Annotated in this window: 23 protein-coding genes and 3 pseudogenes; 12 read left to right on the top strand and 14 right to left on the bottom strand. The window is 68.9% G+C overall.

Annotation, left to right across the window (positions count from 1 at the left end; all coding sequences use genetic code 11):
- Positions 1-114: 114 nt before the first annotated feature.
- Positions 115-1038, bottom strand: a complete 924-nt coding sequence (locus AB5J56_RS05235) for an RNA polymerase sigma-70 factor (protein ID WP_369230513.1) — start codon at positions 1036-1038, stop codon at positions 115-117.
- 183 nt (positions 1039-1221) lie between these two features.
- The gene (locus AB5J56_RS05230; RefSeq protein ID WP_369230511.1) at positions 1222-1695 is read right to left on the bottom strand and encodes a carboxymuconolactone decarboxylase family protein; all 474 of its coding nucleotides are present in this window, start codon (positions 1693-1695) and stop codon (positions 1222-1224) included.
- 318 nt (positions 1696-2013) lie between these two features.
- On the opposite strand from AB5J56_RS05230, the gene rox reads away from it, so the two are divergent.
- The 4 genes from rox to AB5J56_RS05210 all read left to right on the top strand — a co-directional run bounded on the left by rox (position 2014) and on the right by AB5J56_RS05210 (position 5399).
- Entirely contained in the window at positions 2014-3465 is a 1452-nt protein-coding gene (gene rox, locus AB5J56_RS05225) for a rifampin monooxygenase (protein WP_369230509.1), read from the top strand.
- 124 nt (positions 3466-3589) lie between these two features.
- Positions 3590-4000 (top strand): YciI family protein, encoded by a 411-nt coding sequence (locus tag AB5J56_RS05220; RefSeq protein ID WP_369230508.1) that lies wholly within the window; start codon positions 3590-3592, stop codon positions 3998-4000.
- A gap of 8 nt (positions 4001-4008) precedes the next feature.
- A complete protein-coding gene (locus AB5J56_RS05215; protein ID WP_369230507.1) occupies positions 4009-5148 on the top strand; it encodes an RNA polymerase sigma factor in 1140 nt (379 codons plus the stop codon).
- Between the two features lie 95 nt (positions 5149-5243).
- Complete coding sequence (locus AB5J56_RS05210; protein ID WP_369230505.1) at positions 5244-5399, top strand: DUF6131 family protein; 156 nt, start codon at positions 5244-5246, stop codon at positions 5397-5399.
- 241 nt (positions 5400-5640) lie between these two features.
- On the opposite strand, the gene AB5J56_RS05205 is transcribed toward AB5J56_RS05210, so the two are convergent.
- The 6 genes from AB5J56_RS05205 to AB5J56_RS05180 form a co-directional block, all read right to left on the bottom strand.
- Entirely contained in the window at positions 5641-6063 is a 423-nt protein-coding gene (locus AB5J56_RS05205; protein WP_369230503.1) for a nuclear transport factor 2 family protein, read from the bottom strand.
- A gap of 5 nt (positions 6064-6068) precedes the next feature.
- On the bottom strand, positions 6069-6875 hold the full coding sequence (locus tag AB5J56_RS05200) for an MBL fold metallo-hydrolase (protein WP_369230501.1): 807 nt from the start codon (positions 6873-6875) through the stop codon (positions 6069-6071).
- A 44-nt stretch (positions 6876-6919) separates the two neighbouring features.
- Complete coding sequence (locus tag AB5J56_RS05195; protein ID WP_369230499.1) at positions 6920-7537, bottom strand: DsbA family protein; 618 nt, start codon at positions 7535-7537, stop codon at positions 6920-6922.
- 153 nt (positions 7538-7690) lie between these two features.
- Complete coding sequence (locus AB5J56_RS05190; RefSeq protein WP_369230497.1) at positions 7691-8185, bottom strand: MarR family winged helix-turn-helix transcriptional regulator; 495 nt, start codon at positions 8183-8185, stop codon at positions 7691-7693.
- A gap of 111 nt (positions 8186-8296) precedes the next feature.
- Positions 8297-9460: a N(5)-(carboxyethyl)ornithine synthase gene (locus AB5J56_RS05185; protein ID WP_369230495.1), complete on the bottom strand. Its 1164-nt coding sequence runs from the start codon at positions 9458-9460 to the stop codon at positions 8297-8299.
- Between the two features lie 64 nt (positions 9461-9524).
- Positions 9525-9797: a hypothetical protein gene (locus AB5J56_RS05180; protein WP_369230494.1), complete on the bottom strand. Its 273-nt coding sequence runs from the start codon at positions 9795-9797 to the stop codon at positions 9525-9527.
- 683 nt (positions 9798-10480) lie between these two features.
- Here AB5J56_RS05180 and AB5J56_RS05175 point away from each other — a divergent pair.
- Positions 10481-11575: a fatty acid desaturase gene (locus tag AB5J56_RS05175; protein WP_369230492.1), complete on the top strand. Its 1095-nt coding sequence runs from the start codon at positions 10481-10483 to the stop codon at positions 11573-11575.
- An 82-nt stretch (positions 11576-11657) separates the two neighbouring features.
- Here the strand turns inward: AB5J56_RS05175 and AB5J56_RS05170 are convergent, their stop codons facing one another.
- Complete coding sequence (locus AB5J56_RS05170) at positions 11658-12806, bottom strand: ABC transporter substrate-binding protein (RefSeq protein WP_369230490.1); 1149 nt, start codon at positions 12804-12806, stop codon at positions 11658-11660.
- Between the two features lie 256 nt (positions 12807-13062).
- Here AB5J56_RS05170 and AB5J56_RS05165 point away from each other — a divergent pair, with 256 nt between their 5' ends.
- Positions 13063-13503 (top strand): alpha-L-rhamnosidase C-terminal domain-containing protein, encoded by a 441-nt coding sequence (locus AB5J56_RS05165; protein ID WP_369230488.1) that lies wholly within the window; start codon positions 13063-13065, stop codon positions 13501-13503.
- Positions 13504-13512: 9 nt separating this feature from the next.
- Here the strand turns inward: AB5J56_RS05165 and AB5J56_RS05160 are convergent, their stop codons facing one another.
- Positions 13513-13899 (bottom strand): PPOX class F420-dependent oxidoreductase, encoded by a 387-nt coding sequence (locus AB5J56_RS05160; RefSeq protein ID WP_369230487.1) that lies wholly within the window; start codon positions 13897-13899, stop codon positions 13513-13515.
- Between the two features lie 102 nt (positions 13900-14001).
- Positions 14002-14595 carry a dihydrofolate reductase family protein gene (locus AB5J56_RS05155; protein ID WP_369230485.1) on the bottom strand — a complete coding sequence of 198 codons (594 nt, stop codon included), beginning with the start codon at positions 14593-14595 and terminating at the stop codon, positions 14002-14004.
- Between the two features lie 90 nt (positions 14596-14685).
- Between AB5J56_RS05155 and AB5J56_RS05150 the strand changes: the two genes are divergently transcribed.
- Entirely contained in the window at positions 14686-15138 is a 453-nt protein-coding gene (locus AB5J56_RS05150; RefSeq protein WP_369230483.1) for a winged helix-turn-helix transcriptional regulator, read from the top strand.
- Between the two features lie 72 nt (positions 15139-15210).
- Here AB5J56_RS05150 and AB5J56_RS05145 read toward each other — a convergent pair whose 3' ends face one another.
- Complete coding sequence (locus AB5J56_RS05145) at positions 15211-15747, bottom strand: GNAT family N-acetyltransferase (RefSeq protein ID WP_369230481.1); 537 nt, start codon at positions 15745-15747, stop codon at positions 15211-15213.
- A 203-nt stretch (positions 15748-15950) separates the two neighbouring features.
- Here AB5J56_RS05145 and AB5J56_RS05140 point away from each other — a divergent pair.
- Positions 15951-16175, top strand: a pseudogene (locus tag AB5J56_RS05140) (DinB family protein); the annotation flags it as partial.
- A 106-nt stretch (positions 16176-16281) separates the two neighbouring features.
- Here AB5J56_RS05140 and AB5J56_RS05135 read toward each other — a convergent pair.
- A pseudogene (locus tag AB5J56_RS05135) lies at positions 16282-16437 on the bottom strand (IS5/IS1182 family transposase); the annotation flags it as partial.
- 365 nt (positions 16438-16802) lie between these two features.
- Between AB5J56_RS05135 and AB5J56_RS05130 the strand changes: the two are divergent.
- The 3 genes and pseudogenes from AB5J56_RS05130 to AB5J56_RS05120 all read left to right on the top strand — a co-directional run.
- Entirely contained in the window at positions 16803-18260 is a 1458-nt protein-coding gene (locus tag AB5J56_RS05130; RefSeq protein ID WP_369230479.1) for a non-reducing end alpha-L-arabinofuranosidase family hydrolase, read from the top strand.
- Between the two features lie 219 nt (positions 18261-18479).
- Positions 18480-18908 carry a hypothetical protein gene (locus AB5J56_RS05125; RefSeq protein ID WP_369230477.1) on the top strand — a complete coding sequence of 143 codons (429 nt, stop codon included), beginning with the start codon at positions 18480-18482 and terminating at the stop codon, positions 18906-18908.
- Positions 18886-19173: pseudogene (locus tag AB5J56_RS05120) on the top strand (DinB family protein); the annotation flags it as partial. The gene AB5J56_RS05125 and the pseudogene AB5J56_RS05120, both read left to right, overlap by 23 nt.
- A gap of 17 nt (positions 19174-19190) precedes the next feature.
- Here the strand turns inward: AB5J56_RS05120 and AB5J56_RS05115 are convergent.
- Positions 19191-19871, bottom strand: a complete 681-nt coding sequence (locus tag AB5J56_RS05115) for a TetR/AcrR family transcriptional regulator (protein WP_369230475.1) — start codon at positions 19869-19871, stop codon at positions 19191-19193.
- A 70-nt stretch (positions 19872-19941) separates the two neighbouring features.
- On the opposite strand from AB5J56_RS05115, the gene AB5J56_RS05110 reads away from it, so the two are divergent.
- Positions 19942-21051 (top strand): FAD-dependent oxidoreductase, encoded by a 1110-nt coding sequence (locus AB5J56_RS05110; protein WP_369230474.1) that lies wholly within the window; start codon positions 19942-19944, stop codon positions 21049-21051.
- The last annotated feature ends 13 nt before the right edge of the window (positions 21052-21064 follow it).

Genomic DNA, 21064 nt, shown 5'->3' with positions numbered 1-21064 from the left:
TGGGCCGACGGACTCCGAGCGGGTGCTGCAACGGTGGCTGGAACCGGGCAGTTCGAAGACGCCAAGTTTTCGTGATCGACGCGGTCGTCCGGCCCGGGCCACCACTTCGCGAGGTCACTTCGCCTGTCGGCGGGCCTCCTTCACCTCGCGGTCGAGGGCCCAGGCGTCGGCGACCGGTCCGAGGTGGCCGAGCTTGTCGGGGTTGACCACCGCGCGGATGGTCTGAATCTGACCGTCGAGCACGTCGAGGACCAGCGTCTGCAGGATCTTGCCGTCCCGGTCGTGGAAGATCGCGCCGGGCTGGCCGTTGACCTCGTGCGGCTCGAACGTCACGTCGATCCGGATCAGCCAGGGGAAGACCGCGCCCAGCAGCCGGGCCACGTTGTCCGCGCCGACGAGGGCCTTGGCCAGCTGCGGGGCCTTGCCGCCGCCGTCTCCGACGAACTGCACGTCGGCGGCCAGCAGACTCTGCAACCCGCCCACGTCGCCGTTCTTCAGCGCGTCGAAGAACCGCGTCGCCAGCTCCTGCCGCTCCTGACGGTCCGCTTCGAACCGCGGCCGCCCGGCCTCCATGTGCTGCCGTGCCCGCACCAGCAACTGCCGACAGGCCGCCTCCGAACGCTCCACCGCCGCGGCGACCTCGTCGAACCCGAAGCCGAACACCTCCCGCAGCAGGAAGACGGCCCGCTCCAGCGGGCTGAGCCGCTCCAACAACAGCAGCGCCGCCATCGACACCGAGTCGGCCAGCTCCGCCGAGCGCGCCGGGTCCTGATACGGATCGCTCAGCAACGGCTCGGGAAACCAAGGCCCGACGTACTCCTCCCGGCGCACTCGCGCGGAACGCAGCACATCGATCGAGAGGCGTGTCACCGTGGCCGACAGAAAAGCCTTGGTCGACGTGGGCCGGGTCGCCGAGCCGTCGAAGCGCAGCCACGTCTCCTGCACCGCGTCCTCGGCCTCACTCACGCTGCCCAGAATCCGGTAGGCGATCGAGAACAGCAGCGGGCGCAGCTCCTCGAACTCCTCGACCTTGCTCACGCTGACTCCCTCTTCTCCTGAATTCCCTGAATTCCCTGAAGGGCTCCCGCCCCGCCGTACTCGTCGGCGCAGGCGGCCTATTGTGATCATCCGGACCACCGGCAGACCAGAGCAACGACCCTGAGCCCGGGGCGCGTTGGCCGACAGCAGGGCCCCGCGGCCAGTTGCTCGTGCTTGTGTCCGTCAGTGGAACTGCCCCGGTTCGTAGTCGCCGGCCGGCTGCTGCGCGATGACGTTCAGCCGGTTCGCCGTGTTCATGAAGGAGACCAGGACCACCAGGGCGCTGAGCTGCTCCTCGTCGTAGTGCTTGGCGGCGTACGCCCACACCTCGTCGGTGACCCCGCCGGCCCCGTCCGCGATCCGGGTCCCCTGCTCCGCCAGCTCCAGCGCGGCACGCTCGGCCTCGGTGAAGACGGTGGCCTCCCGCCAGGCCGCCACCAGGTTCAGCCGCACCGAGGTCTCGCCGGCCGCGGCGGCGTCCTTGGTGTGCATGTCGATGCAGACGGCGCAGCCGTTGATCTGGCTCACGCGCAGCGCGACCAGCTCCTGCGTCGCGGCCGGCAGCGGCGAGCCCTTGATGGCCTTGCCCGCCGACATGAAGTACTTGAGGGTCTTGCCGGCGGTCGGGCTGGCGAAGTAGTCCAGTCGCGCGTTCATGGTGTGCTCCTCCGTGGTCGTCAGTGGCTACACCCCTGAGACGAGGTAGCCCGACGCCCTGTGACATGGAGGAATGTGACCTGCGTCTCCCCGGCCATCAACGCGGATGACAAAAGAAAAAGGGCAAGGAGAAGAACCTCTCCCTGCCACTCTCAACATATAGCGCAGAGGGGGGCTTGCGGCAAGGCCCCGTTGATGCCGCAGAATGACCGGCCCAGGCCGGAACCGGCGGCAATAACGGCTTCGCCAGGCACATTTGGTTTTGTCGTTCGCACGGTGCGGCCGGCGGAAATCCCGTCTCGTCGAATGGGTGCTTTGATGATTGACGTGATCGTGGTCGGCGGTGGACCGACCGGCTTGATGCTGGCCGGCGAGTTGCGGCTGCACGGGGTGCACGTGGTCGTACTGGAGAAGTTGACCGAACCGGTCGAGGAGTCCCGCGGACAGGGTCTGCACACGCGCAGCGTCGAGCTGATGGACCAGCGCGGCCTGCTGGACCGGTTCCTCGCGGTCGGTAAGAAGTTCCAGGTCGGCGGCTTCTTCGGCGGCATCCACAAGCCGTGGCCGGACCGGCTGGACACGGCTCACCCCTACAGCCTCGCTGTCCCGCAGCCGGTCACCGAGCGGCTGCTCGACGAGCATGCCGTCGCACTCGGTGCGGAGATCCGGCGCGGCTGCGAAGTGGTCGGGCTGCGCCAGGACGAGGACGAGGACGAGGACGAAGCCGAGGGCGGGGTGACTGTCGAGCTGGCGGACGGCACGCACCTGCGCTCGCGCTACGTCGTCGGGTGCGACGGCGGCCGCAGCGCGGTGCGCAAGCTGCTCGGCGTCGGGTTCCCCGGAGAGCCCAGCAAGGTCGAAACCCTGTTGGGACATATGGAGTTGACCGAGGACCCGGCGACGATCGCCGCCGTCGTCGAAGAGGTCCGCAGGACCCAACTGCTGTTCGGCGCCATCCTCCTCGGGGACGGGGTGTACCGCGTCATCGTGCCCGCCGACGGCGTGGCCGAGGACCGTACGACCGCGCCGACCCTGGAGGAGTTCAAGCGGCAGCTGCGGGCCTGCTCGGGCACCGACTTCGGCGCGCACTCACCACGCTGGCTGTCCCGCTTCGGCGACGCCACCCGGCAGGCCGAGCGCTACCGGGTGGGCCGGGTGCTGCTGGCCGGTGACGCGGCGCACGTCCATCCGCCGGTGGGCGGGCAGGGGCTCAATCTCGGAGTGCAGGACGCGTTCAACCTCGGCTGGAAGCTGGCCGCCGCAGTGGGCGGCTGGGCACCGGAGGGTCTCCTCGACAGCTACCACGCCGAACGGCATCCGGTGGGTGCCCGCGTGCTGGACAACGCCCGCGGGCAGATGACGCTGATGGGGACCGATCCGGGTGCGACCGCACTGCGGGCACTGCTCTCGAAGCTGATGGACTTCGAGGAGGTGAACCAGTACATGACCGGGATGGTCACCGCGGTGGGTGTCCGCTACGACTTCGGTGAGGGCCACGAGCTGCTCGGCCGACGCCTGCGGGACGTGAAGCTGAAGCATGGCCGCCTCTACGAGCTGATGCGCGGCGGACGCGGGCTGCTGCTCGACCGGACCGGCCGGCTCACGGTGGCCGGTTGGGCGGATCGGGTCGACCACGTCGTCGACGTCAGCGAGGAACTGGATGCGCCCGCGGCGCTGTTGCGGCCGGACGGCCACGTCGCGTGGGTCGGTGAGGACCAGCAGGATCTGCGAAGCCGGCTGTCCCAGTGGTTCGGCGCTGCCGCGGGCTGACCTTCAGGTGCTCTTCGTGCGTGAGCCAAAAAAATGTGCCCGGCGATGTCGAGAACCCGTGGCCGGCTCCGTCCCCGCTGTGAACGCGACCACAATGGGTCGCACCAGCACCGAGGAGAACACCATGGCCAAGTACTTGATGCTCAAGCACTACCGCGGCGCCCCGGCAGCGGTCAACGACGTACCGATGGACAAGTGGACGCCGGAGGAGATCTCGGCCCACGTGCAGTACATGAGCGACTTCGCGGCCCGACTCCAGGAGAGCGGTGAGTTCGTCGACAGTCAGGCGCTCGCCCCCGAGGGCACGTTCGTCCGCTACGACGGCGAGGGTCGCCCGCCGGTCACCGACGGCCCGTTCGCCGAGACGAAGGACCTCATCGCGGGCTGGATGGTGATCGACGTCGACAGCTACGAGCGGGCCGTCGAGCTGGCCGGGGAGCTGTCGGCCGCTCCCGGGGCGGGCGGGAAGCCGATCCACGAGTGGCTGGAGGTGCGCCCGTTCCTGGCCGCGCATGCCAGTTGCATCACGGAGTGACCTCCCGGATGAACGACGCCCTGCTGAGGAGCCTCACGCCGAGCGTCCTGGCCGTCCTCGTCCGCCGCGGAGCCGACTTCGCGGCGGCCGAGGACGCCGTACAGGACGCGCTGTTCGAGGCGGTCCGCGTCTGGCCGACCGACCCGCCGCGGGACCCGAAGGGCTGGCTGGTCACCGTGGCCTGGCGCAAGTTCCTCGACGTGACCCGCGCGGACACCGCCCGCCGCCGACGCGAGGACCTCGTGGAGGAGGAACCGGCGCGCGGGCCCGCATCCTCGGCGGACGACACGCTCCAGCTCTACTTCCTGTGCGCCCACCCGTCGCTGACGCCGTCGTCCGCAGTCGCCCTCACGCTGCGCGCCGTCGGCGGGCTGACCACCCGCCAGATCGCCCAGGCCTACCTGGTGCCCGAGGCGACCATGGCGCAGCGCATCAGCCGCGCCAAGCGCACCGTCTCCGGCGTGCGGTTCGACCAGCCCGGCGACGTCGCCACCGTGCTGCGCGTCCTCTACCTGGTCTTCAACGAGGGCTACTCCGGCGACGTCGACCTCGCCGCCGAGGCCATCCGGCTCACCCGGCAGCTCGCGGCCGCGATCGACCACCCCGAGGTGGCCGGGCTGCTCGCGCTCATGCTGCTCCACCACGCCCGGCGCGCCGCCCGGACCGCGCCCGACGGCAGCCTGGTGCCGCTCGCCGAGCAGGACCGCAGCCGGTGGGACACCAAGGCGATCGCCGAGGGCGTCGATGTCCTGCAGGCGGCCCTCGCCCGCGACCGGCTGGGCGAGTTCCAGGCCCAGGCCGCGATTGCGGCACTCCACGCCGACGCGCCGACCGCCGAGGAGACCGACTGGGTGCAGATCGTCGAGTGGTACGACGAGCTCACGGGCCTGACCGACAGCCCGGTCGTCCGGCTCAACCGCGCGGTGGCCGTCGGCGAGGCCGACGGACCGCGCGCCGGCCTGGCAGCGCTCGCGGCGCTCGACGCCTCACTGCCCCGCCACACCGCGGTGGCGGCGTACCTCCACGAGCGCGACGGCGACCAGGCGACGGCGGCACGCCTGTACGCCGAGGCGGCCCAGAAGGCTCCCAACCTCGCCGAACGCGACCATCTGACCCGTCAGGCCGCCCGGCTCAACGCGTGGCGGTAGGCCGCCGACGAGCCGAATTTCGCCTCTCCCGGAGGATGAGGCCGTCACTTCAGGGAACTCGGGAGCAAGGAGCCATTGCCACCCGGAGGTAAATCATGATCGTCCTCGGCCTCATCCTGCTCATCATCGGATTCCTCGCGGGCATTTCGATCCTGTGGACCATCGGCCTCATCCTGGTCGTGGTCGGCATCGTCTTGTGGATCGTGGGATCCCTGGGGCACGCAGTCGGCGGCCGACGCCACTATTGGTGACCGTAATTTCGGGTGTTTCCGTCGCTCCCGACGTCGGAAACACCCGCACTTTCCTCAGAACCGGTACGGAATAATTCGACGGCGCCGTGCCGCTTTTTTTACTGTGCCGTTGTTCTCTGTCGAAATGCAAAGAGCGGGATCCCGGGTGGTGGCCTGGAGTCAGGATCCCGCTCGGAGTGCGCACCAGGTGCGCATTCCACGTCAGCGCTTGAAGACGTCAATGGGGAGTTTCGCCCCCTGGTCAGTCGGCCATGGCGTCGCGGACCAGTGCGGTGTCGACGAACTGCTCGAAGCGGACGATCAGGCCGCCGCGTACGACGAAGTGGTGCGCGACGCGGACGCCGATCGGCTTGCCGGTGGCCTTGTTGGTGGCCGTGTAGCGGGCGAGGACGACGACGTTCTCGCCGTCGACGACGTAGGTGTCGTCGTGGGCGGCCCAGCCGTCCCAGTCCTGGCCCAGCTTCTCCATCACGTTCGAGGTGACGCCCTCGGGGGTCCGGTAGGTCCCGGCCAGCGGGAAGCCCGCCATCTCCGTCCACTCCACGTCGGGGGCGAGGGTGGCCCGCAGGGCGTCCAGGTCACCGGCCGCCGACGCCAGGTACTGGCGCCGTACGACATCGGCGGGTGCGGTGGAGGTGGTGAATTCGGTGTTCTCGTATGTCATGGCCGTCAGCCCCACTTCATCTCGCCCTTGGCGACCTTGGCGCCGATCTGGGCAGCGATCAGCATGCCGTTGTCCGGGTAGCGCTTGACCAGTGCCTCGGTCAGCGCGGCGCCGTCGGCGGCCTTGCCGAGTTCCTCCTCGAAGGCGAGCAGGTACGCGCGGGTGGCGGCGATGGCGGAGCCGTCGGCCGGGGTGCCCGGGAGACGGTGGCCAGGGACGACCAACTCCGGTTCGAGGGCGGCCATTTCGTCCAGGAGCTTGACCCAGGCGTTCCGGTCCTCGGGGGTGGGGGTGTCGGCGACCCAGACATGCTCCTTCTGGAACAGCAGCACACCGCCGAGGAGGGCGCGCTGCTCCGCCTGCCACAGATAGTGGCGGTCGGGCAGGCCGGCCGGGCCGCCCTTGAGCTCGAAGCGGTGGCCCTCCAGAGTGAGGTCGCCGGTCAGCGGGGTCAGTTCGACGAGGCGGGTGGGGAGGTTCGGGCCGAGCGCGGCCCATGCCTTGAGCTTGCCCTCGTAGGAGTGCTGGATGTGCTCGATGACGATCGGGGTGGCGACGAACCGAGCCTCGGGGAAGGCGTCGGCGAGGACTTCGGCGCCGAAGTAGAAGTCGGGGTCGGCGTGGCTGACGAAGACCGTGGTCAGCTTCTTGCCCGAGTCGAGGACCTCGGCGGCCAGGCGGTGGCCGTCGGCGCGGGTGAAGGCGGCGTCGACCAGCAGGGCCTCGTTCTCGCCGGTGACGAGGGTGGCGGTCTTGTTCTTGGATCCGGCGGGGAAGTCGAGGTCGAGGACCTTGAAGGACAGGGTGCTCATGACGGCTCCTTGAGGGAACGGTGAGGGAGGGGGACGGGGGAGGATCAGGAGGTACGGAGGGCCGCGAGCCGCTGATCGATGTCGTCGGCGGTGCCGTGGCCGAGGGCCAGCGCGGTGACCCGGTCGCCGTCGACGGCCAGGAGGGTGGGGAAGCCGGTCACGCCCAGTTCGGCGGCCCGGTGGAAGTCGGCCTCGGCCGCAGCCTGTGCTTCGGGCGCCTCGAAGGCGGCGACCACGGCGTCGGCGTCCAGCCCCGCCTGCTCGGCGACCTCGCGGTAGGTGGCCGGGTCGGAGAGGCTCAGGCCGTCGACGTAGAAGGCGTGCTGCAGGGCGATGGCCAGGTCTGCCGCCCGGTCGGGGGCCGCTTGGGACAAGGCCGCCACACCGCGGGCTGCGGCCGCGGAATCCATCACGAACGAGCCGTCCGCGATCAGCTTCTCGTAGCCGTCGCCGAACTCGGCGCCGGTGAGCTCGGCGATCTTGGCATTGGCGCCCTGGACGTAGCCGAACTCATGGATCGGCACCCGGCGTTCCCCGGTGAACAGGCCACCGGAGACGACGTCCACCGGCAGTTCCGGATGGCGGGAGACGACCTCGCGCAGGGTGCCGGAGAACCCGTGCGACCAGCCGCAGTAGGCATCGAAAACGTAGACGAGCTTCATCGAGGACCTCGACAGGGTGCGACGCTCGCCTATCGCGAGCGATTCATCTGATGAAACAGTAACTGACGCGTCAGATATTTCACGATAGATGTGTCGTGCGTCACACCCTAGGGCGCCCCTGTCATCGTGCCGGTGTTGACACGCCGCAGCAGCTCAGGGCAGTCGGGGCAGCAGTTCCCGGGCCGAATGGCTGAGGATCCTCAGGTCCTCCGCGAACCGCTCGCGGTCCTGAGGAGGAAGGGGCGCCAGGAAGAAGCGCTTGATGTTCTCCAGGTGGATACGAGAGGCCCGGACAGCCGTCTCCTCCCCGGCCGGAGTCAGCCGTACGAGCCGCCCGCGCCGGTCGCCGGGCGCCTCGGTGCGCTCGACCAGCCCGGCCGCCTCCATGCGGTCCACCAGCCGCGTCGCACCGCCCGTCGTCAGCACCTGCTCCTGGGCGAGGGACCGCATCGACAGGCCCGGCTCGCCCGCCCGGCCCAGAATCAGCAGGACCTCGAACATGAGATGGCTGATCCCGCACTCCTCCTCCAGCGCCCGCCCGAGCATGTACTCCAGCCGGTTGGCCGCCCCCTGCAGCCGTCCGAAGGCCAGGATCAGCGCATGATCCGCCGCGTCCTTCGCCGTCGAGATCCCCGATCCCTCAGCCACGGCCTCGCCGCCCCTCTCGTCGTCCCGGGCACCAACGTACCGATCATGCCCTGAACCCGGGACCGGTGTTGCCCGGGGGCGTCTCCCGGCAGGCGGACCAACGCACCCGGGTCAGGTGAGGGCCGGGACCGGGATCCCCTGGACGTGGGGGTAAGCGGCTGACCGGTGCTGGAAGGAGAGGATCTTCGGGTTCTGGACGACTCCGTCGCGGATCTCGATGGCCTTGCGGACCGTGACGTCGGCGTCCCATGCCGCGGGGCCGCTCATGACCTTGCGCAGATAGGGAAGGAGCGCCTCGCTGATCTCCCAGGTGGCGGAGTTCCACAGGTGGGACGGGCTGTGGTCCACCGCGTAGTAGTGGCAGCCCTGCCCCACTGCGGGCATGGGCTCGCCGAAGGTGGTCGGGCGGGCCCATCCGAAGCCCATGCCCTCGTCGCAGGCGACGTCGACGAAGAAGGTCCCCGGCTTGAACAGGGCGAGTTCCTCTTCGGTGACGAACATCAGCGGCGCGTCGGTGTCCTGGAGGACGCAGTTGACGATGATGTCGAACCCGGCCAGGTACTCCGCCAGCGGCATGGAACCGGCCGCGGTGACTGCCCGCAGGCGCGAGGGATCGTCCTCCTGCTCCTCGAAGTGGGCCATCACGACCGAGGGCATCGGTGAGGCCACCGCCGCGGCGGCGCGCTGGGTGAGCACCGTGACGTCGGTGACCCCCATGGCGCCCAGGCCCGTGACCGCTCCGCGCGCCGTGGCGCCGAAGCTGATGACCACCGCGCGCAGGCGGCGACCGTAGTGGCCGGTCTGCCCGCCGAGTTGCAGGGCGTGCAGCACCGAGCAGTAGCCGGCCATCTCGTTGTTCTTGTGGAACACATGGACGCTGAAGGTGCCCGTGGAGGTCCAGTGGTTCATGGCTTCCCAGGCGATCAGCGTCAGCCGTTTGTCGATGCCGATCTGGGTCATCTTCTCGTCCTGCACGCAGTGCGGCCATCCCCACAGGACCTGGCCCTCGCGCAGCGCGGCGATGTCGTCGTGCATGGGTTTGGGCAGCAGCAACACGTCGCATTCGGCGAGGAGTTGCTCGCGGGAGCGCAAGCCCGCCACGAGTGGACCGAGCGTGTCGTCGGCGACGCCGAACCGTTCGCCGTAGCCCTGTTCGAGGAAGATTCTCGCGCGTACGTCCGGGGCGATCCGGTCGAGGTGCGCGGGGTGCAACGGCAGGCGGAGCTCGTTCTCCTTGCGGGAGGAGGCGAGTACTCCGAGACTCATCAGGCTCATACGCTTCCTCATCATTTTGTTCGTTCGTTCTCGGCGTGCTTGGTGTGGCTGCCCGGCATCCGGTTCAGGAGCCGTCGGCCCGGTGTCTGTGGACGCGCTCGGCCAGCGGGAGGGGAGTTTCGTCCAGACCGTCGACCGAGCCGCTCGCCATGCGTGCGCACGTCCCGCGGCAGGCGAGGAGCTGCCTGTCGTCGCGGTGGGAAACCACCACGGCCGCCGGGTCGGGTGCGTCGCGGTAGTCGGTGCCGCAGATGAGGCAGGCCAGCCCGGAGAGCATCTCCGTGGTCGGTTCGGGGCGACCGCGGCGGCGGCCGGAGATCGAGTCCTGTGAATACATACGTCCCGCATCCTCTTGATCGGTTCAGAGCCGCGCCGATCGGCGCGGAACCGTGCTGATCGGTTCAGGGGCGTGCATGAAGTTGCAGGAATGCCCCGGGGCATTCCGAAAGCCGGGAGATCCGCTATCGCGCTGCGCGGGACCGGATGCGGAAGACGGCGTGAGAGGACGAGCCAGGAGGCATGAGGCGGCTCATTTCCGGCGGGATCCGATGTATGCGATCTTTGCCGTTGAACCGAGGGCGACGCCGAAACTGATGACGGCGTGCGAGATGCCCGCGATGCCGCAACCGTACTCCTTTCCGGACGCGGCCCGTGCCGGATGTCGACCCTGGAGCCGAGCAGCCGGGGTGTCACCGAGCCTTGCCCTGCTCATCCGGGAACCTTCCCGGCGCCGCAGACGTTGGAGCAGTGGTTGTAGTTGAAATTTACGAACGTGGAATCGCCCGCGGAGTTCTGGACAGCGGGCGTTTCGTCCTTTCGGGGTTTTCTTCGACGGCTGACGGCCATCAGCCTGGATCACATGATCACGCACATATCGCATGATTACGCACATTCCTAGCTATTCGCCGTCTCGAAGGAGACAGCACACGGCTCGAGCAAGCAGCCCCCGTGCACCCCGAGAGGAACACAGTGACCACTGAAGTCAGCGACCGGAGCACTGATCCGGCGGATCACACCGAGATGACCAAGCCCCCGCCCGTCGGCCCGGTCTCCTATACGGCCGACCACACCACGACGGTCGAACCCCCGCCCGGCAGCCGAGGCAGCGACTATGCCGCGCTGTCCCGCGAGGTGAGGCAGAGCGGGTTGCTGAAGCGGCGACCGGGCTACTACTCCGTCAAGGTCGGCGCGAACCTGCTTCTGCTGGCCGCCGGCTGGACCGCGTTCGCGCTCATCGGGCAGTCGTGGTGGCAGCTGCTGACCGCCGCCTTCCTCGCGGTGATGTTCACCCAGACCGGGTTCATCGGGCACGACGCGGGGCACCAGCAGATCGCAGGCTCCAAGCGCGTCAACAACCTGCTCGGCCGGGTGCACGCCGACCTGCTGATCGGCCTCAGCTACGGCTGGTGGATCACCAAGCACAACCGGCACCACTCCCACCCCAACCACGTCGACCGCGACCCCGACATCGCCGACGGCGCGATCGCCTTCACCGAGGATCACGCCCGCGTTCGCCGCGGACCGTACGCCTGGCTGGCCCGCCACCAGGCCTGGCTGTTCTTCCCGATGCTGCTCCTGGAAGGACTCGCCCTGCACGTCGCCGGCGTACGGGCGCTGCTCGACCGCACCGGCGCCGCGACCTCGCGGGCGACGAAGCTGGCCGACGTGGGGTTGCTGACGGCGCATCTCGGCGGCTACCTCGCCGCTCTGTTCCTGGTCCTGACGCCCCTTCAGGCCGTGTGCTTCCTTCTCGTGCACCAGGGGCTGTTCGGGCTCTACATGGGGTGCTCGTTCGCCCCGAACCACAAGGGCATGCCCATCTTCGCCAAGGACGACAAGATCGACTTCCTGCGCCGGCAAGTACTGACCTCACGCAACATCCGCGGCCACCGGTTCACGGACTTCGCGCTCGGCGGGCTCAACTACCAGATCGAGCACCACCTGTTCCCCTCCATGCCGCGGCCCAGCCTGCGCCACGCCCAGGAACTCGTGCGCACGTACTGCGCTCGGCACGGCATCGCGTACCACGAGACGGGGCTCTTCAACTCATACGCCCAGGTGCTGCGCTACCTCCACGCAGTCGGCGGCCCGCTGCGCCCGGAGCTGGAGTACTGATCACTTCGCCTGCGTGAATTCCGCAGAGCGGGGCCGCCTGCGCCCGGTGCGGGAGAGCAGGCACCGACAGCCCCGCAGTCGGTCAGACCCCCGGGTGCAGTCCGAGCCAACCAGGCGTCGGGTCGCCCTTGACCTCGCCGAAGTACAGGGCGAAGGTCTGCTTCCAGCGTTCGACCCCGGCGCGGTCGGCCATGAAGCGGGGGAAGCCGTCGACGTGCGCGTCGGGGTACTCCCAGAGCTGCTTGAGGCCGGCCGGGGGAGCGATGTCGGTGCGGACGGACCAGCCGTTGAAGGAATTCCGCTGGTGCTCCGCGGAGATCTGCCAGTTGAGGAACAGCTTGGCGGCCGTGGAGTTCTTGGCCTGCTTGAGAATGGCCGTGCGCTGGCCCCAGCCCATGAAGGGGTGTCCGTCGGCGATCGAGAACTTCACGGGGGACGATGAGGAGGGGACCGCCGAGCCGGCGGTGCCGATACCGATCGCCTTCCGCCCGCCGAAGACGGCATCGCCCGGGGAGTTGCTGCCCCGCGCGAACTGCACGTCCTGGGCGGCGAGCTTGGCCACCCACTCCCAGCCGTACTTCTGGGCGTAGAGGGAGTAGAGGTAGAGCACCGCGTCGTCGTCGTGCGGGTACGACGAGGCGATCTTGCCCTTCCACTTCGGGTCGACCAGGTCGAGCGGGCTGCGCGGCGCGTCCGACCCCACGGCCGACGTGCCGTACAGGAAGCTGAACGCGATCGCCCCGGTGCCGATCCAGGCGCCCTGCGGGTCTTTGAAGCCGTCGTAGACCTTGGAGAACCCGGCCGGCTTGTAGCGGAGCAGACGGCCCTGGTCCTTCCAGCGCGTGAAGTCCTGGAGGGTCTGGAACTGTACGACGTCGGGGACGAGGGTGCCGGTGGCGAACTGGTTGTCGACGCGGACGTCGTGGTACTTGCTGTAGTCCACGATCAGCGTCAGGTCGAGGTCCGGGAAGCGGGCCTTGAAAGCGGCCTTGGTGCCGTCCTGCTGGGTCGGCGTGTCGCCGCCGGCGTAGACGACGAGCTTCCCGCCCTCCTTGAGGGCGGCCCGGTAGAGCTCGTCGAGCGTTCTGGTCTCCTCGGGACCGGTGTTGTGCCGTGCGGCGGCGGCCGGTGATGCCGAGGCGGGGGCCGCGGTGGCGCCGACCGCGCCGAGACCGAGGGCGGCGCCCGCCCCGGTGGTGAGGACACGTCGTCTGCTGAGGAAGCTGGACACGCTGAGGAGACCTCTCTGATGGGGGTGAAGTACGGGGCCCCGGCGCCATGGGCGATGGTCATTCTGCTGCGGGTGAGCGGCGGCCCGCGTCGTCCGTACGGACAGATGGCCATGCCAAAGGTGGAAGCTGTGTTCAACCGAACGGTTGAACACCGGTGCGGCCGCGAGTCGTCGAGCGGTTGAATGCCGGTGCGGCCCCGAGTCGTCGAGCGGTTGAACATCGGTGCGGTCCCGAGCTGTCGCCGCTTGAACGCCGGTGCGGCCCGGCTCCCAGAACCACCACTTCCTCGGCCAGGTCGACGCCTGGCTCATCAACGGCCCGGCGGGCATCAACCAGGCGCCCGGGTCGACCGGTTACCGCCATCTGGAGATAGCTCCGGCCGTCGTCGGTGACCTCCCCCACGCCTCCGGCAGCTACCGCACCCCTCAAGGGCCGGTGACCAGTGCCTGGGAGAAGGGCAATCGGGGCCGCCTCACCCTGAAGATCAGCATTCCCGTCGGCAGCACGGCAGTTGTCCGGGTGCCGCAAGCGCCCGCGCCCGCATCACCGAGAACGGCCCCACTCCGCCGCTGCCTCAGGACCGGACCCCCTCCACGGCGAACTACCGTTTCTCCTCGGGCAGTTACACCTTCACCGTGGGCTGAGCCTCCACCCGTGTGTGCCGCCGGCGCCCGCATGCCTCGATGGCGCCGGTGAGCATGCCGCTCAGCCCATGCTCTGTCGGTCGGGTTCGATGAGCATGACGACGCGCTCCTCGTCGCGCCGGTAGGGGCCGCCGGTGTACTTCGTCGAGATCCGGTCGACGATCTCCCAGGCGGCATCGCCCTCGATCCATTCGACGACCCTGCCGCGGACGATGACCGGCTGGAACGGGTTGTCGGCCGGAGTCAGGGAGAGCGCGACCCGCGGGTCGCGTCGCAGGTTGCGGGCCTTGCGGGAGGTCGGGCCGGTGAGGATCGCGACGTGGTCGCCGTTCGTGCCGATCCAGACGGGAACGGAGTGGGGAGCGCCGTCGGGGAGGACGGTGGCGAGGTGGGCGAGGGGGGTGCCGTCGAGCGCGCGGCGAATGTCGGGGTTGAGCATCGTGGTCATCTCCTGACATGGGTTGTGGGGTGATTCTCGAGGCGGGCTTCCGGCGGGGGTTGTCGGTGCGGAAGACGGGGACGTCTGCGCTGCGCTGTCGGGTGGCGAGGGTCAGCGCTCGACCTCGTAGTGGAGGTGGGTGACGCCCGGCGTCGGGACCGCTTCGACGAGGCGGAGGCGCACGTGCTCGGGGAGTTCCCGGAAGAAGGGGCGGCCGCCGCCGAGCAGGACCGGCACCTGATGGAGGATCACCTCGTCGATGAGACCCGCCTTCAACGCCTCGGTCACTACGCCGCCGCCCATGAGGCCGACGTCGCCGTCGCCGGCGGCCTCGCGAGCCGCCGCGATCGCGTCCTCGATGCCGGTGGTGACGAGGGTCTGCCGTTTGGTCATCTCGGGCGCCGGCCGATGGCTGAGGACGAACAGCCGGGCCGCCGGGTGGGGACTGCCGCCGCCGAAGTGGTCGGAGTCCTCATAGGTGTTGCGCCCCGCCACGACCGCACCCACGCGTCCGGCGAGGGCGTCGAAGACCCGGGCGCCGGGCTCGCTCAGCTTGAACCCGTCGAACACCTGGCTGGGCGTGTCGCCGTCGAAGTACCAGTCGAAGAGCATCGTCCCGTCACCGAGTCCGCGCCCGGCGCCGGGATCACGACCGGTGATGTACCCGTCGACCGACACCGCATGGGCGCTGATGACCTTGCTCATGTCCGTACCCCTTTCTGAGTTCCTTCAAGAGACTCATCGACCGTAGCATTCGGGGTTCCTTGAGGGAACCCAGAAGGCTAGACTGATTCCATGCAGCGCACGAACTTCGCCGAAATGGCGTGCTCCATCGCCCGCACGCTCGATGTCATAGGGGAGCCGTGGTCGCCCCTGGTCCTGCGTGACGTGTACGCCGGGCTCACCAGGTTCGAGCAGATCCAGGCTGACCTCGGCATCTCGCGCAAGGTCCTGACCGAGCGGCTGAACCACCTCGTCGAGCACGGAGTGCTTGAGCGTCGGCCCTACGACCGGCGACCGCGGTACGAGTACGTCCTGACAGAGAAGGGCGCTGAACTCGTCGACCTGCTCATGGTCATGGTCGGCTGGGGGGACAAGTGGCTCGCGGGCGAGGCCGGCCCACCCGTCCTCTACCGCCATCACGCGTGCGGCGAGATCAGCAGCGTCGACCTGCGCTGCGCCCACTGCGGTGAGCCGATGCACGCGGGCGACGTCGACCTGCTGCCGGGCCCCGGCGCGGCCGTGTGATCGAGTCGGCCGCGTCCATGGCTTGCCCTCCAGGGAGTACGGGCCAGGGGCAGACCACCCCGAAGGGTCCCGTCACATGGGAAGCGAGAACAGACGCACTGGTCCTGGGTGCCAGCGGGCGTCGTCGTGCAGGGGAGTCACCATGGTACGCAGCGGCATGGTCACCAGGCGGGCTTCGGGCTGTTCGACGAGTACGTCGTCGTCGAGAGGGTGCCATCCGAGGCGCTGGTAGAGCGGCACGAGGGGAGGTCGGCAGAACAGGAGCGCGTGCCGAGGGCCCAACGTACGGGCGTGCTCCAGTGCGGCGGTGACGACGAGCCGCGCCAGCCCCCGGCCCTGCATGTCGGGTGCGACGGCCACCCCGCCGACACCGACCACCTCTGTCTTGACGTCGCCGGTCGCGACAGGCAGTCGCAACAAGCCGGTGTGGGCGACGAGTCGGTCGCCGTGTCTGATGCCGAAGTGTTCTTCTTTGGGGAGCCAGGTCAGACCGGCAGAGGCAACGCCGAAGGGATCGTCGCCGTTGCCGAGGATCTCGCGCTGGTCCGCCTTCGTGTACTGGGGAAGCCGCACCACAGTCGGCGCTGCAGGGGATTGATTCTCCGTCATCCCCACATCATGATCCCTTCGCCGGGACCGGGCGCTGTCGAGGCATTCGTTGTCAGGAAACGCCCTCGCCCGCCATGAGGTGAGCCGTCAGGCTCCGGCCGCACAACAGGGGTGCGACACGCGACCGCGATGGGAGCCGACCTGGAGACCTCGGACGTGCGGACCGGCCATTTGGGCGTGGTGATCGACCAGTTCGACAACGGGTGCTCGACCGAGGCGACCCGCAGATCCCGGCGAACGAGTACGACGAGGTGGCCCGGCACGCCGCCGCCGGCATGACAGTCGCCAAGATCGCCGACGACTGGAGCGTGGGCGTCGACCGGGTCGAGGAGATCCTCAACCACACCGGCCCGCCGCCCGGGCCCGACGGGACGCCGGTCACCACGATCGCGTGGCGGCTCGGGCACCTGCACTTCGGGTTCGCGGGCCATTGAGCCCTGTGCATCGTGAAGTTGCTGGTCACGGGTCTGGTGTGTGCGGGGTTCGGGATGCTCGTGCTGGTCGTGGGTGGATGACTTCGGTGAAGGTCGTCGGTCACCGGGAGACGTCGCGGTTTGTGAGGATGAGCAGGGACCTGACCAGGGCGGTCGCCCACGTCGGGTCGGTGCGGGCCTTGCCGAGCACGCGCCAGTTCTCGAGGTGGGCGAAGCCGTGCTCCACCGGTGCCCGGACCGCTGCCAGCGCGGTGTTCCTGAGTGCCACGGGCCCCGCCGCGAGCGCGGGTCGGGTACCTAGCCGAACTAGAGGCTCAGGTGAGCGACCTGGTCGAGGTCCGTAATGATCACCACGCCCACGCCCGCACCACTACCCGCCCCACACGCCAAAGACCCGTACGGCCACGGGACTTGAAGCCGCCTGGTTTCAGCCTGCGAACGTTTCTGCCCGCGGATCATGCGAGAAGTATTGACGTCATTCATGGGATGTCTAGCATTCTCGCGATCGGTACTTCGACCTTCGTTCGGAATGCCGAACCATCAGGGTCGAACCACACCGGCATCCGGACAGCCTCTGACGGGGCAGACCGGAGCCGCTTGCTCAAGGATGACGAGGTCCTTATGCGCAGACGTAGTTTCAGTCTCAGACGCTCGTCGGCGGTGCTCGCCGCCGTGGTCGCGGCTCTGGCCGCGTTGGCGGCGCTGCTCGTCGCCGGTCCGGCTCAGGCGGCCACCACCAGCGAGGTGCGCGGTGTTGATTCCGGCCGGTGTCTCGATGTGGAGGGCTTCAGTCAGACCGACGGCGCGAACGTGCACATCTGGGACTGCCACGGCGGAATCAACCAGCAGTGGACGTTGACCAACAGCAACCAGCTGACCGTGTACGGCAACAAGTGCCTGGATGTCCGGGGCGGCGCCACCACGCCCGGGACCCCGGTGCAGATCTGGACGTGTACCGGCAGTGACAACCAGCAGTGGCGGGTGAACGCCGACGGCACGATCGTCGGCGTGCGGTCCGGGCTGTGCCTGGAGGTCTCGGGCTGGGGCAAGGCCAACGGCACGGGGGTGCGGCTCTGGTCGTGCACCGGCGGCGCCAACCAGAAGTGGACCGGCCTGTCCGGGGCGAGCAACGCGTGTGCTCTTCCGTCGACCTACCGCTGGACCTCGACGGGTCCGCTGGCGGAGCCGAAGGCGGGGTGGGCCTCGCTCAAGGACTTCACCAGCGTCGTCTCCAACGGCAAGCACGTCGTCTATGCCACGACGCACAACACCCTCCCCGGGAACGATGGCCGCTGGGGATTGACGGCCTTCAGCCCCTTCACGAACTGGTCCGACATGGCCACCGCCACCCAGAACACGATTCCCTTCGAGGGCATCGCGCCGACGCTGTTCTACTTCGCCCCGAAGAACCTCTGGGTGCTCGCCTACAACGGGGGTTGGCCATACAGCTTCTCCTACCGCACCTCGAGCGACCCCACCAACCCCAACGGCTGGGGCCCGCAGCAGGAACTCTTCACGACCACCCTCCCAGACGTTGAAGGCCGGAAGGTCGGCCCCCTCGACGTGACCCTCATCGGCGACGACACGAACATGCACATGTTCTTCGCCGACGACGAGGGCGGCATCTACCGCGCCAGCATGCCCATCGGCGACTTCCCGGGCACCTTCGGTTCGTTCACGAAGATCATGAGTGACACGGCGCTCAACCTGTTCGAGGCGCCGGAGGTCTACAAGGTCCAGGGTCAGAACCTGTACCTCATGATCGTCGAGGCCCAGAATTACACGGGGTATGGTCGCTACTTCCGCTCGTTCACGGCCACCAGCCTCGGCGGCACGTGGACACCGCAGCCGCAGGCCAACACCGTGACCAACCCCTTCGCCGGCAGTGCCAACAGCGGCGCGACAGCCTGGACCAGGGACATCAGCCACGGCGATCTGGTTCGCACCAACCCCGACCAGACCAAGACCATTGACCCCTGCAATCTGCAGTTCCTCTACCAGGGGCGCGACCCCAGCACCGACGGCGGGGACTACGGCCTCCTGCCGTACCGGCCGGGGGTACTGACACTGCAGCGCTAGCCGGTGGCGTGACACAGGTCCGGCTCCGGTGTTCCTGACGTTCGCGGGCGACGACGTACGCCGAACCGGGTGAGCGTCACAGCGAGCGATCAGGAACGGGTGGAGCTGGAGCGGCAGGCTCGGTGCACGGCCGAGCCCGCCCGTGCACGCGAAGAACCCGGATGGTGGCGGCCTCGTCCTGGTGGGGATGACCGGCGGGGTGGGTCCGGTTCCGGTGGGATGCCTGGTTCGGCTGCGCCCGCGGCTTGCCCCCGCCTACGATCCGTCGGCAGGTCGGCACGCCACGAGATCGCGGGAGGCCATGGCCTGCTCGTCATCGCGCTCACCGACGACCGCGGCCGCCTGCTCTGGGTCTCGGCGGCCCGGCCCGGACGCACCTCAGAGATCACCGCCTGCGGCCACGACCAGCTCACCGCCAAGCTGCGGGCGGCCGGCCTCGGAGCCATCGGCGACCTGGGCTTCGGCGGGCTCGACGACAGCGGTCCCGACGCCGACCCGGCGGTGATCACCGGCTACAAGGCCGCCCGGAACCGGCCCCTGACCTCATCCACCCACGACCAGCACGAGCATCCCGAACCCCGCACACACCAGACCCGTGACCAGCAACTTCACGATGCACAGGGCTCAATGGGAGTGGACCTTCGGTGAGCAGCGCCAGGAGCCCAAGTCACTGGTCGACTTCACCCCCTCCGCCGACCTGACCGTCGAGCGGTTCTGGGCAGCGGTGGACCGCCGGCGAGAGAGCGTCGCCGCCGTGACCGACGAGTAACTCGACACGGTCGGCTTCTCGCAGCACCCGTACGGCTCCGACCCCGACGATCCGTTCATCGACGTCTTGTGGGGGTGCAACCTCGAATTCATCCACCACATGGCCGAGATCGCGCTCCTTCGTGACCTGTGGCGGACACGCTGAGCTGCTTCGGCCGCGCGTCACCTCGAGAGGCGGGCTTCGATGCCGTCGAGCAGGAAGTCGAGGCCCATCCGGAAGGTGTGGTCGGCGTCCAGGTGGGCGGCGTCGCGCACCACCGTGGCCAGCGCGGGGAATCGGCCGGTGGCGAAGGTTCGCTCCAGGTAGGGCCCGAGTGAGGCCTGCCAACGCTTCTCGTCCATCCCGGTGGCCCGCTCGGCACGCCGCTCGGCGATCTCCCGACGTACCGCGCCGATCGCGTACGCGTTGACTGCGGCGACCACGGGCATGACGGCGTCCACGTCGACGTCGCCCAGTGCGGCCATCACGGTCTCCCCACTGGCCAGCGCGTGCGGCCCGAGCTGGGGTCGGCCACCCAGTAGATCGGCGAGCCATTCGTGCTCGTGAGCGGCGTGCCGAGTGGCTTCGGCAAGAGATCCGAGCACCTCCCGCCAGCCGTCTCCGGCCGGCCGGATCTCGGCGTGGGCGGCGTCGACCATCAGGTCGAGCAACTCCTCCTTGCTGGCGATGTACCCGTACAGCCGCATCGGACGGACGTCCAGCACGGTGGCGACCTTGCGCAGCGACACCGCGTCCAGGCCGTCCGCGTCGGCCAGTTGGATCGCCGCTCGCACGATCCGTTCCCGACTCAACGGGCCCGGCACGGGTCGATTCGGTGGCTCCGGCCTCTCCCACACCAACATGCCGCGAACAATACACCGCATCAGTCGATACAGTGTATCGATCAGTACGCCGTATCGATGAGAGGTAACCATGACCATCGCCATTGTCGGAGCGGGCCTCGGCGGCCTGGCTCTCGCCCGGGTGCTGCACGTGAACGGCATCGACGCCGTCGTGTATGAACGTGAATCGTCACGCGGTGCGCGCGGTCAGGGAGGCATGCTCGACATCCACTCCGGCCAGCGGGCGCTGCGCGAGGCCGGTCTGATCGACGAGTTCTATGCGATTGCCCGTGGTGAAGGCCAGGACATGCGTCTTCTCGAGCCGGACGGCACCCTGCTGCTCCAGGAGGACACGCCCGACGACGCCCCGCTTGAGCGACCCGAGGTCGACCGCGCCGATCTGCGCAACCTGCTGCTGGATTCCCTCCCCGAAGACATGGTGCGCTGGGGGCAGGCGTTCCAATCCGCCGACAGCAGCCTGTTGCACTTCGCCGACGGCAGCAGTGCGGCGTATGACCTGCTGGTCGGCGCGGACGGTGCGCAGTCCCGGGTCCGCGCGCTGCTCACCGACGCCCGCCCGGCGCATATCGGCCAGAACGTCGTCGAGGTCGGTATTCCTGACATCGACCGCACGCACCCCGGCCTCGCGGCGATGGTCGGGCGCGGCACCTACTGGGTGCTCGGCAACGGAATATCCCTGGCGGCGCAGCGCAACGGCGACGGCCGCGTTCGCATTGGCCTCAGCTTCTACAACACCGCCGAGGACTGGTTCGCCACCAGCGGGATCCCGTTCGACGACCCCGCCGCCGCCCGGGCGCGGCTGATCGACCTGCTCCCCGGATGGGACTCACGGTTCACCGCGCTGATCGCGGCCTGCGACGACACGATCGTGCCGCGGTCGATCACCACGCTCCCGGTCGGCCTGACCTGGCCGTCGACGCCGGACGTCACGCTGCTCGGCGATGCCGCGCACCTGATGCCGCCGGTGGGAGAGGGCGCCAACATGGCGCTGCTCGACGGCGCCCTGCTCGGCCTCGCGCTGGCCGCGCACCCGGACGACTTTCCCGCCGCCGTCAAAGAATACGAACGCGAGATGTTCGAACGCACCAGTGCTGCCGCCCGGATGTCCACGGACGTGCAGGAATTGCTCACGTCGCCGGACGCCGCCCAGAAAATGCTCGCGTTCTTCCAACCTGGCTGAAGGGGTCACCGTG

Origin of the sequence: Streptomyces sp. R21 (genome assembly GCF_041051975.1) — a bacterium.
Classification (GTDB): domain Bacteria; phylum Actinomycetota; class Actinomycetes; order Streptomycetales; family Streptomycetaceae; genus Streptomyces.
The sequence above is the reverse complement of the archived record's forward strand: the minus strand, read 5'-3'. Positions and strand labels throughout refer to the sequence as shown.